Below are 11810 nucleotides of genomic sequence, written 5' to 3' on the forward strand. Positions count from 1 at the left end.
ATTGGATTCAGTGTCTGGCGACTCTGCCGGTATGCCGACGCGGCTGAGTAGCGACCAGAGAAAACGGAAACTAGCGTGCTCGTGCCGCCTCGCCGAACAGGAGCTTTCGCGTGGCGCTCGCCACATCCGCCTGACGCATGAGGCTCTCGCCCACAAGAAACGTGCGGATATCGACCCTCGACAGACGCTCGATGTCGGAGAGCGTGAAGATCCCGCTTTCTCCGACGACAATGCGGTCCGCCAGGATCAGAGGAGCCAACTCCTCGCTGACGCCGAGCGATACCTCGAAGGTGCGTAGATTCCGATTGTTGATGCCGACTAGCCTGGTGCCAAGGGGCAGGGCACGGTCGAGTTCCGCCCGATCGTGCACTTCCACCAGCACGTCCATGCCGAGATCATGGGCGGTATCGATCAAGACGCGAGCTTCGTCGTCGGTGACGCTCGCCATGATCACAAGAATGCAGTCTGCCCCCCAGGTCCGGGCCTCATAGACCTGGTAGGGTTCGAACAGGAAGTCCTTGCGCAGGGCCGGCAGGCCCGATGCGTCGCGGGCCTGAGCCAAGTACTCGGGCTTGCCCTGGAAGGACGGCTCGTCGGTCAGGACCGACAGGCAGGTGGCGCCGCCCTCGGCATAGGCCCGGGCGAGGCTCGGCGGGTCGAAGTCGGCGCGGATCAGTCCCTTCGATGGGCTTGCCTTTTTGACCTCGGCGATGAGGGCCGGGCGCCCCTCGGCAAGATGGCGCTCGATGGCACCAGCAAATCCGCGAGCCGGAGCAGCCGAGCGGGCGCGCCGCTCCATCTCGGGCGGCGAAACCGCCGCTTTCGCGGCAGCGATCTCCCGGCGTTTGTAGGCTTCGATTTTGCTGAGAATGTTGTTCATGGCAGGGTAGTCATTTGGCAGAGAGTGCACAAGCAATAGGACGCTAGCTTAAGTTCAGGGTAGCATGATGATGAGTATAGACATACTCGAGCGCCTAACTCCGTATTTTCTCAGTTGCCTCGGGGGCCGGCTTAAGTACTTGGTCTGTCATAATTCAATATGGACCGACGTTGGCCACTTAAGATGTTCCTAGTCGCTGGGAACACCAATTTCGGATGAACATCATGGCTGCCACGTCGTGCTACAGCGCGCTATATAAACTTGTACAAGCGACGCAGTGGGGCACAGTTACGAACCAGGAGCGAACTGCGCGCGATTCACATTTAATATGCGGCGGTTCCATCGCTATGTCAGCCTGCAAGATCTTACAGGATGCAGATCATTGCAGCACCATATATCCAACTCGACAATCGGTTATTTCGGGAATGCATGTTTGAAACGGCGACTACCGCAGTCATTTGCCAGCGGAGCTGTCGATACTCGCGGCATGAATATGAAGCGGCTGACACGTGTTCTAGGCGTCAATGGATCTGACGAATTTCGAGTGGATCATGACAACCGCGTATATCAACCGGATCGGCACTGCCGTCCCGCAGCATGACGTCCATCAGACCTTCATCGGCTTCGTGGAACAGTTTCTCCCCGATCGAAAAAACAAGCTGATCTTCCGCCGCATGGTTCAGCGGTCGGGCATCGAACATCGCTACTCCACCCTGTCTCCGAGCGAGAACCTCGAGGCGGCAGCCGACCGGGAGGGCTTTTTCCGGCCCGGCGCGTTTGCCGGGACCGGCGCCCGGATGCAGCGTTTCGAGACCCATGCCGTCGATCTCGCCCAGCAGGCCGTCGAGGCGCTCGAGCTGAACGACGACCTATCCTCTCTCACCCACATGGTGGTGGCATCCTGCACCGGCTTCACCGCACCGGGGCTCGATCAGCAGATCATGGAGCGCTTGGGGCTCAACCCCTCGATCGAGCGGACCATGGTGGGATTCATGGGCTGCGCGGCTGCCGTGAATGCCCTGAAGGTGGCCCATCACATCGTCCGGTCCGAGCCGGAGGCAAGGGTCCTGGTGGTCAATCTGGAGCTCTGCACGCTCCACCTTCAGGAGACCTCCGACCTCGAGGTGATCCTCAGCGCCCTGCTCTTCGGCGATGGGTGCGCGGCCAGCCTCGTGTCGGCGGATCCGCAAGGCATCGCGCTCAAGGATTTCCGCGTCGCGACGATCCCCGACACCCGCGACCTGATCACCTGGCGGATCGGCGATGCCGGGTTCGAGATGAGCCTGTCCGGAGAGGTCCCGCAGCAGATTGCCAAGGCGCTGCGCCACGAGGCCACCCGCAACGACGAGGGCGGCATCCTGCGCGGTCAGCGCAAGGACGAATTCGATCTTTGGGCCGTCCACGCCGGCGGGCGAACGATCCTCGACGCGGTCGAACAGGGCCTCGATCTCTCCCCGGACGCCCTGCGCTGGTCCCGCGGCGTGCTGCGGGACTTCGGCAACATGTCCTCGGCCACGCTGATGTTCGTCCTGGGCCGGATCATGCAGGGTGCTCCCCCGAGCTCGAACGGTTTCGGCATGGCCTTCGGACCGGGACTGGCGGCCGAGACGTTCCGCTTCACCCTCGCCGGATAGAGGCCTCCATGAGCCGGAGTTTCGCCCAGCGCAGTCCCGAGACGGAATGGATGGACACCGAGTCCGTCAGCCTCGACGATTACCGCGCCTGCCTGAAGGATCTGGCGACGGTCAATGTCGTCACCATGACCCATGGACCCGTCCTGAAATGGCTCGATCACGCCACCCGTCACCTGAAACCCGGCGACCGCGTGACGATCCTGGACGTCGGCTATGGATACGGGGACCTGCTGCGGCGGATCCGTTCCTGGAGCCGGCGCCGCGGGCGCCCCGTGGACCTGATCGGGGTCGATCTCAACCCCATGAGCGAGCCGATTGCGCGCGCAGCGACCCCTGCCGATGTCCCCATCGACTTCCGGACCGGCAATGTGTTCGATTTTCGCCCTGAGCAACCCATCGACTTCATCATCTGCTCGCAGACGACACATCACATGTCGGACCACGAGGTCGTGGGCTTCGTGCGCTGGATGGAGCGGACCGCCGCACGCGGCTGGTTCATCGCCGACCTCTACCGCCATCCGATTCCGTTCCATTTCTTCCGCGCTCTCTCCTGGGCGGCGCGTTGGCACCGCTTCGTCCGGCACGACGGGCCGATCTCGATCGCCCGCAGCTTCCGCCGGAAGGACTGGGAGCAGATCCTGGCCGCAGCCGGGCTCGAACCCGGGGCGGCCCGGATCCGCTGGTACCCCTCCTTCCGCCTCTGCGTGAGCCGGTTGAAATGAACGGCGGAGGCGTCGAGGAGATCGTGATCGTCGGCAGCGGACTGGCTGGCGCGTCGGCAGCCTGCATCCTGACCGAGGCTGGACGTCCGGTCCTTCTGCTGGAACGCGATGCGGAGCCCCGGCACAAGGTCTGCGGCGAGTTTCTGAGCATCGAGGCACAGACGTATCTGGCCCGCCTCGGCGTCGACCTCGACGGCCTCGGAGCAAGCCGGATCTCGCACCTGCGCCTCGTCCGCAAGCGCGGCGCGACGGAGGTCCCCCTGCCGTTCGTGGCCAGAGGATTGTCCCGAAAGATCCTGGACGAGGCCCTGCTGTTTCAGGCCCGCTCCCGAGGGGCTCGGATCGTCCGAGGCGAGCCTGTCAGGTCCATCTCGGTCGATCGATCGGCGGCTCGGATCGAGGTTCCGGAAGGCGTCTCAGTCCCCGCTAATACCGTCTTCCCCGCCGCGGGGAAACATGATGTCAGGGGTGTGCAGCGGGTAGGGCGAGCTCTCTGCCGGACCTGGCCGGCTGCCATGTGGCATGTCACGACCCTGATCAGCGTGCAGGCAGCCTCCATGATCAGAGCGGCTCGTCGCCTCCGTAACCGTCCCTGGAGAGCCTCAATCATCGGCTGCCGTTGCCGAACACAACGACAAGCTCAACCCATCTTTCGCAAGCAAAAGGCCTTAATCCCACCCAGGTGAACCGCTCTTTCAAGAACACCCAATATTTCAGCAAAATGTAAGTTTTAAGCTCAACAACTATGTGTCGTTATTGAATGATCTCGCGAACGGTAGTGCGATCGTTAATTTCCAAGCAGAGCCAAGGAACCGGGACGTCTCAGAATGGTGTCCGGCACCACATTAGGAAGCATATCTTCAGTTGTGTTCTAGCATCGTCTCAATATTGTCGCCCACACTGTACCAGGATAGCCTTTGTGTGCAGATGCCTAGCTCTAACTATCGAGGCGGTCCCGTTTTTTTGGAGATACATAAAACAGAGGCGATATCCATGCGCAATCAAGGTAACGTAGTCGAGAGCCTTTTTAGCTCTGGGCTGATGGACCCGTTTGCCCGGGCAATCACCTATCTGCGCGTTTCGGTGACGGATCGTTGCGATTTCCGCTGCGTCTATTGCATGTCCGAGGACATGGCCTTCCTGCCCAAGCGCGACCTGCTGACCCTGGAAGAGCTCGACCGGATCTGCTCGGCCTTCGTCGACAGGGGCGTGCGCAAGCTGCGGATCACCGGAGGCGAGCCCCTGGTGCGGCGGGACATCATGACCCTGTTCGGATCCCTGTCGCGCCATCTGGACTCGGGCGCGCTCGACGAACTCACGGTCACCACCAACGGCTCGCAGCTCGCCCGCCATGCGAGGGACCTCGCCGCCTGCGGGGTCAAGCGGGTCAACGTGTCAATCGACACCCTCGACCCCGACAAGTTTCGCGCCATCACCCGCTGGGGCGACCTCACCAAGGTGCTCCAGGGGCTCGATGCCGCGCAGAACGCCGGCCTGAAGGTGAAGATCAACACCGTCGCGCTCAAGGGCGTGAACGAGGACGAGATCGAATCCCTGCTCGCATGGGCCCACGGGCGCGGCATGGACCTGACCCTGATCGAGGTGATGCCGCTGGGCGAGATCGACGGGCAGCGCATCGACCAGTTCCTGCCCCTCTCCCAGGTGCGCGCGCGCCTCGCCGCGCGCTACGAGCTGGAGGATCTCGCCGACCGCACCGGCGGACCGGCGCGCTATGTGCGGGTGAAGGAGACGGGCGGACGGCTCGGCTTCATCACGCCGCTGACCCACAATTTCTGCGAGAGCTGCAACCGGGTGCGCCTGACCTGCACGGGCCAGCTCTTCATGTGCCTCGGCCAGGAGGACGCGGCCGACCTGCGGGCGCCGGTTCGCGCCTCCGAGAGCAACGAGCTGCTCGATCGGGCCATCGTCGAGGCCATCGCCCGCAAGCCGAAGGGGCACGATTTCATCATCGACCGGCGCCACGCCCGCCCGGCCCTCTCCCGCCACATGAGCGTGACAGGGGGCTGAGCGCGTTTCCATGGTTAAGAGAATCGGGATGTTCGGGCGGCGACTGGCGGTTCTCGCCGGCATGCTCGTCGCCATCGGGAGTCAGGTGGCCTGCCCCATGTGGGTGATCCGTATGTGATGTTAATTCAGCGTCGGTCTGGGCGCCAGCTTGGAAGCCGAGACCAAGACCTCAGGTGCAGGTGGCCGGTAGCCCAGGGATGAGTGCGGGCGCACCGTGTTGTAATGCCGGCGCCAACTCTCGATGATCACCTTTGCCTCTTCCAGAGTGTAGAAGATCTCTCCTTTCAGCAACTCGTCCCGCAGCTTCGAGTTGAAGCTCTCGCAATAGCCGTTCTCCCAGGGACTGCCCGGCTCGATGTAAGCCGTCCTGGCGCCCACAGCCGCGATCCACTCGCGCACCGCTTTGGCCACGAACTCGCTGCCGTTGTCGGAACGAATATGGCCTGGAATACCACGCAGGATGAACAGGTCCGAGAGCACGTCGATCACATCGACGGCTTTCAGCTTCCGGTTCACCCGGATCGCAAGGCACTCGCGCGTGAACTCGTCGATGACGTTGAGCATGCGGAACTTGCGCCCGTCATGGGTGCGATCTTCGACGAAGTCATACGACCAGACATGGTTGGGGTACTCCGGCCGCAGCCGGATGCAGGATCCGTCGTTGAGCCAGAGCCGGCCTCTCTTGGGTTGCTTTTGTGGCACTTTGAGCCCCTCCCGCCGCCAAATCCGCTCGACCCGCTTCTTGTTCACGAGCCAGCCAGCGTCTCGCAGCAGGGCTGTGATGCGCCGGTAGCCATAGCGGCCGTACTGAGTGGCCAGAGCGATGATGTCGGCCGTCAAAGCCGCTTCATCCACCGGCTGTTGGGGGACCTTGCGCTGGGTAGAGCGATGCTGGCCCAGAACCCGACAGGCCAACCGTTCCGAGACACCATATTTGGCGATCACATGCTCTACACAGGCGCGACGGCGGGCGGGGCCTACCAGTTTCCCGACGCAGCTTCCTTGAGGATGAGCTTCTCCAGGGTGAGATCCGAGACCGCCCGGCGCAGCCGGGCGTTCTCCAGCTCGAGCTCCTTCATCCGTTTGACTTGATCGGATTTGAGTCCGCCGTACTCATTGCGCCACCGGTAGTACGTGACCTCCGTCACACCGATCTGGCGGATGGCCTCGGCCATCGTCCGGCCTTGTGCCGTCAGCACGTCTACCTGTCGTAACTTGGAAACGATTTCTTCGGCCGTGTGCCTCTTCTTGCCCATCTTCAGTCCTCCTTCGGCTCAAAAGCCATACTTCAGGGAGGATCACTTTTCAGGGGGCAGACCACAGGCCTGTCTGGCGCAGGACGCTGCCCCGGCGCCGAAGCTCCTGGAGCGCCGCGGTCACGCAAGCATTGGTGCATCGCCCTTTTCGAAACGACCGCCGTACAGCTCATATCTGGTGAACTTGTTCCTGCGTTTCAAGCGTATGGTAGGATAGCGACATCTTGAGGCAACATCGCAGCCCACGAACGATGAGAGGGTCGTGGCTAACTTAGCACCAATGCATGGGGCCGTCCTTTGATAGTTCCAGGGATGCGTGGGTGCTTCCTGCGTTGGGCAATCAAAACCGGCGGCGACTTCCAGTACTATCGGCAGCAGAGTACAAACAGCAAGGGCGCGTCTGTCAATGTCGCCAATATACATCCTCGCCTGACATGCCCCCCGGAACGCAAATCTTCACTCATGCCAAAGGTAAGAGTATGATTGCACAAGCAAAAATCAATACCGCGATAACAGCGACAATCTCGTCGACGTTTTGTCGAAGCATGTAGGACTCCATACTTTTATCGCAATCGTCTCATTTTAACAGCAAAGGGTGCATACGCGCTGACTGCTCGACGTGGTCTCTGACAAGAGAATGGAGCAGGCACTCAGATTGCAATCGCATTACTGATTGTAGCGATCCATTTGAATAGCAAGTTTGCATGGCATTGTACTCGATTTCTAGTGAGGATCTGTGAAAACCTGTGAGACAAGCAACATCCTTTTACCTTGCCTCGTGGAGGTGCCGGTAACAGTGACAACATAATCCTGTCAGGGTGCCTAAAGGTATGCAGGTGCAGCCGCTTGAAAGTGAGCTAAGCATTGCCCCGAGGTCGACTGCGATTTCTCGTTATGTTGGGCCAGATATAGAACCGCCAGCGCCAGCGACCTTGCCGCCCAGGATAGCCCATGAGCTCGGCAGTCATTTCTGACTAGACATCGCTTAGCTTGGATCGCGGCACGGCAGGTTTCCGTCTTGATTGAAACCGCCAGAATAACAGCAGCCTCCCAGGAAAGACTCTCAGACGCCCGGACAGGATCTCTCACTACAATGCTCAGGAGGGTAGTTACCATAGGTGAGTTTACATTCGCCTAGTCCGAGTTAATTTCGATGATGGTGGGTTTCTGATCTCTACAAGCATCGGCTCAGTTCCACTCTAAGCTTACAGCTTGTGCCGCCATCGACCTACTCAAGTCAGATGACATGCGAAGGCCGGCGAATTGAGATATTGGCCTCACCGGTCACGATGATGCTTTGAAAATGTAAGTGGGGCACCCTCCCTGAGGCAGGGTACCAGTCTGCCATCCGGGATCGGGGCGACTGCTTCCGACGCGCACCGCTATGAATAAGTTCGATCACCTCTGACAGAAGATTGTATCGGAAACATCTCTTACGTTTATTCACAAAGCTTAATGCTCGTTCCACCATGTGGCGCGGTATCATCGAGTGCAATTTGGAGGACGTAACAGTGCAGGTCACCATCGACAGCTCGAGTGATCTCAGTCGTCGAACCGTCGCACGCCCTCACCCTTCCATACTCCTCGCATCTTCATGCACGTTCGGAAGCCAGCCCCGGCTCGGCCATTGGCCACACTATACTGACGGGAAAGTGGTATATTACCTCGAACAGTCATCGTGCCATATGATTGCTGCTGTAACCGCCGTTCGGTCCGACGGTGACATCCAGGCCCTCATGCAGGCTGACGCTACTCAAATCTGCATATCTTTGGAGGAGGTTGGCGGTATACTCGAGATCAGTAGCAAGGCATACCAGTGCACGGCGACTTCTAAGGTGCGCGGCGCAATAAGTATAATTCCACCTGGCATGGACGCGCACGTCAAGGGTCACAAACTCCGTTTCCTTCGGCAACTTGTGCTTCGGGTGAGCGATGAGGCTTTGGTATCTCTGGCTAACCATGGGATTGATACGGAGAGGGCACTGGCACCCCGTCTGATGTTCTGTCAGCCGCGGCTCCTTCAACTCGGCCAGATGATTGCAGGGGAACTCGAGTCTGGTAAGCCCATTGACCAAGTATATGTTGACAGTCTCTGTGTTGCTCTAATTGCAGGCCTCGCATGTTCAACGAGGAACGGCTCCGCGTCCTATGCTGCCCTTCCTCCGTGGAAGCTCCGGCGCGTCCTCGATTTTGTCGAAGATAACCTATCAGAAGTGATTACCATAGAAGACCAGGCCAGCGTAGCTGGGATGTCGAGATCATGGTTCTGCCGTGCGTTCAAGGCATCGACAGGTGTGTCGCCGCATCAATGGATCTTGGTCGCTCGTATTGAGCGAGCGAAACTTCATCTTCTAAGGCGCGAACAAACACTTGCAGAGATTGCTCTCACCGTTGGCTTCGCTGATCAAGCGCATTTCACACGAGCGTTCCATAGAATGGTGGGCGAGAGCCCTGGCGCCTGGCAAAGGGCTCGAGAGAGATAAACAACATAGCCGTCACCTGAGAAGCCGATCGCAAAGTAACCATAAGCGGGCCGTCGATCAATGAACCCTTCAGTTCTTGTCACGTACTGGTGCTGACATTCTATTCAGTCACCTCCAAGCGAGAGAGAAACACCCTCAAGACCCACTCTCGAAAACCAAGTGTCACCCGGCGAGCTGCCGTCGAGTCTACAGGGACCCGGAAGCGTCCAACAACTCAACTTACCACACGTACGCAGGAATCAGAGCGACTACCATTCGAATATTGATTACGCGTGTGACCTCTTTATCGCTAAGGGCTAACGACAAACTGGACGGATCGCGCATAGCAGGTGTCATTCACCCCGCAATCGGTTTAACTAACTTGGCACATGGAGTCCAATCAACGGGAGTCGGTATCAGTGGTCCTTGGACCGCTTGATATCGCTCCGTGACACCACGTCCCGCATGGCAGCGTTCCTCAGTAATCCCCCGACGCCAAGGGTAGTGATATCGGATCGAGTGACTGGCACATCCGCTAGAATCCGGTGGAGAACCCAGTCAAATCCATTCTCGCTTGGTGATCGCGCACAGCCAGGCGCGCCAATGACCGGCTTCCCTGCAATAGATCCAATCAAAAGGAGACTTCCGGGTTCAACAGGCATCCCAAAATGCTCGATGTGACCACCGGCAGTTACGAGCGCCGCTGGCACGACATCCCGCCGATCAACTATGGAAGATGCGCCGAAGACGATAATAAGTTCTGCTGTACTTCTTCCTTGACGGACAAGTTCGTCCGCCAGCGCCGTCGGATCATGGGCAACCTGTGCGGCGATCGAAATCGTAGCCTGCGAAGGCTGCAAGCGTCCGGACAGCACCCTCAGAGTCTTATCTACTGTATTAGATTCAGCCTTGGGAAGTAGCGTCGAGATCACCCCAACGTTGTGTATGATGTAAGGAGCTACACGAACCGCAGATGGGCCGGTGTTTGCTAAGTGGATGCAATCCGAAAGCCGTGCCTCCGGAACGCTGTAAGGTATGATCTTGATAGTGCCGACCATCTCTCCCTTGGAAACCGGCTTGAATGCATGTAGCGTTGCAACGGTCAACCCTTCATCTACCGCGTTGACAGCATCGATAATATGCCGAGCGAGGACCAGAACGCCTGGTGTGTTGGCAATGAGGTTAGAGCGTCCTCTGAAGGGTGGGGCCGCGGAGACATTCTCACCCGCAACCACGTCTGCGAGACGCAGAGCTGCTTCATTCTCGTCGATGTCTCCCGGTTCGAGGCGGACCGCTACGACTTTTTGGATCCCAGCACATTTCAATTGCCTGATCGCGTGGGCTGAGAATCGATTACCTTTTTTGAGCACAAAGCCATTGGTTCGTATTGTATATGCTGATCGGGCATCGAGCGCATCGTCGACTGGGACAGAATCGAATTCCATGTAGTTTCCCTGGAAATGCCTGGAATAGCAGCTAAATCAGCTAGGATCGAAGGACGAGATCCTGCGCACCGGTCAAGCTAACGAAGTGGCTACAGAGAACTGGGCCGCTCTCAACGCGTTTGTTTGCGATTGTGCGGTTCTCACCCACCTTTGAATCTTTCTAGAAGAGCTTGAATGGGCGTGTATCATGGCCCTCAGCGCTGTTGATTGGTATGAGGAAGGGCACTCAGTACTCGATAGCGGGTGCTTGACTCCATTAGGGCTCCGGATGGGCATTGAAGGTCTGGACACCACTTATCGGAAGGATCACCAAGCAGATGACATTAGACCAATAGGTCTCACGGACCGTGATGGGATGCCTGCTAATGGAGATGGTGGGCTGCTCGACCGAGGTCGACTCCTAAATTCAAGGAATCTATGCTGTTGTAGATGATGCATCCGATCCAAAGGCCCATGCTCCAGATCGTTCTGTAAGCCATACGATGTCATAGCGGCCTCATCGGGCAAGCACGAATTGAACTCGAGTACGCCAGTTAATGCAACAGAGCCGCTTGGCAATGCAACCTGGGAAATCACACAGGGTGGCATGCCGAAGGAGGGAAAGCTGGGACCGCGCATCTGGACGACCTATTTTACGGACAGTGCGTATCGGCCGAACCATGATCGCCAAGTGGCCTTGCGCTCTCCGACACCTGATTTACTGTTTCGTTTTTGTCTCCTACTTCCTGCTATCATTGCGTTCGAGTAGTTCATTTGCCGTTGCTGTCAGACCTGGCATTCTGCTGGTACCGGTGATCTCGGCCGATGAGGCGGTTAGCCTGTGCACGCTCCCGAGCAACCAACGTGATGGATCTGCTCGATTGCACGGCGCCGGCGTTTGCCATGCCAGACAAACGGCGTTGGCTGCGCCTTCCAACCGCAGGCCGTCTGTTCAAACCTCCGGTCAATTTCGCTACGACTGCGCGGATCCTTTCCCGCGAGGGCGCGGCGATCGAGCACGGGCGGGATCGACCCGAGCATGTTGAGCCAGCTGCCACCCGTGGGCGTGTACAACGGCATGATGCCGTTCGCCCAACCACAGCACCAGGTCGGGCTTCTTGTGGCCGGTGAGATTGTCCCACACCAGTCGCAGTCGCGGCAACTCCTCGAGCACGGTGAAGGGTGGGCTCAGGCCTGCCTGCCGGACCTCTCACGCCGCGCGTAGCGGCGGGATATTGTTCAGGAGCTCCGCGAGAACTGCGTTCAGGTGCTCCCGCAACCGCGGACGCAGCACCGCATTCGTGTAGCGCTCGGCGGAGGACAATCGCGCTTGGCCGGCAACGGGATGGAACAGGGTCAGGATCCTGGTCGTGCCGCCACGGGTGTACTCGTGCGGGGTGAGCT

At 59.1% G+C, this 11810-nt stretch carries 8 protein-coding genes; 5 read left to right on the forward strand and 3 right to left on the reverse strand.

Annotation, left to right across the window (positions count from 1 at the left end):
* Positions 1 to 70: 70 nt before the first annotated feature.
* On the reverse strand, positions 71 to 880 hold the full coding sequence (gene trpC, locus HPT29_RS25955) for an indole-3-glycerol phosphate synthase TrpC (protein WP_173945024.1): 810 nt from the start codon (positions 878 to 880) through the stop codon (positions 71 to 73).
* Between the two features lie 551 nt (positions 881 to 1431).
* On the opposite strand from trpC, the gene HPT29_RS25960 reads away from it, so the two are divergent.
* From HPT29_RS25960 to moaA, 4 genes are all read left to right on the forward strand, one after another.
* The gene (locus HPT29_RS25960; RefSeq protein WP_173945023.1) at positions 1432 to 2514 is read left to right on the forward strand and encodes a type III polyketide synthase; all 1083 of its coding nucleotides are present in this window, start codon (positions 1432 to 1434) and stop codon (positions 2512 to 2514) included.
* 8 nt (positions 2515 to 2522) lie between these two features.
* Entirely contained in the window at positions 2523 to 3236 is a 714-nt protein-coding gene (locus tag HPT29_RS25965; protein ID WP_173945022.1) for a methyltransferase domain-containing protein, read from the forward strand.
* Entirely contained in the window at positions 3233 to 3922 is a 690-nt protein-coding gene (locus HPT29_RS25970; protein ID WP_259061060.1) for an NAD(P)/FAD-dependent oxidoreductase, read from the forward strand. Before HPT29_RS25965 ends, HPT29_RS25970 begins: the two co-directional genes overlap by 4 nt.
* Positions 3923 to 4229: 307 nt before the next feature.
* Entirely contained in the window at positions 4230 to 5264 is a 1035-nt protein-coding gene (gene moaA, locus HPT29_RS25975) for a GTP 3',8-cyclase MoaA (protein ID WP_259061061.1), read from the forward strand.
* A 120-nt stretch (positions 5265 to 5384) separates the two neighbouring features.
* Here moaA and HPT29_RS25980 read toward each other — a convergent pair.
* Positions 5385 to 6520 (reverse strand): IS3 family transposase gene (locus HPT29_RS25980; protein WP_173944985.1). Its coding sequence is split into 2 segments (ribosomal slippage): positions 5385 to 6256 and positions 6256 to 6520, totalling 1137 coding nucleotides; the frame shifts between segments, so codons are not numbered across the junction.
* A 2033-nt stretch (positions 6521 to 8553) separates the two neighbouring features.
* On the opposite strand from HPT29_RS25980, the gene HPT29_RS29005 reads away from it, so the two are divergent.
* Entirely contained in the window at positions 8554 to 9003 is a 450-nt protein-coding gene (locus HPT29_RS29005; protein WP_432807338.1) for a helix-turn-helix transcriptional regulator, read from the forward strand.
* A gap of 395 nt (positions 9004 to 9398) precedes the next feature.
* On the opposite strand, the gene HPT29_RS25985 is transcribed toward HPT29_RS29005, so the two are convergent.
* Positions 9399 to 10427: a molybdopterin-binding protein gene (locus tag HPT29_RS25985; protein WP_173945436.1), complete on the reverse strand. Its 1029-nt coding sequence runs from the start codon at positions 10425 to 10427 to the stop codon at positions 9399 to 9401.
* Between the last annotated feature and the right edge of the window lie 1383 nt (positions 10428 to 11810).

The sequence above is a fragment of the Microvirga terrae genome, from assembly GCF_013307435.2.
In the GTDB taxonomy this organism is placed as follows: Bacteria; Pseudomonadota; Alphaproteobacteria; order Rhizobiales; family Beijerinckiaceae; genus Microvirga; species Microvirga terrae.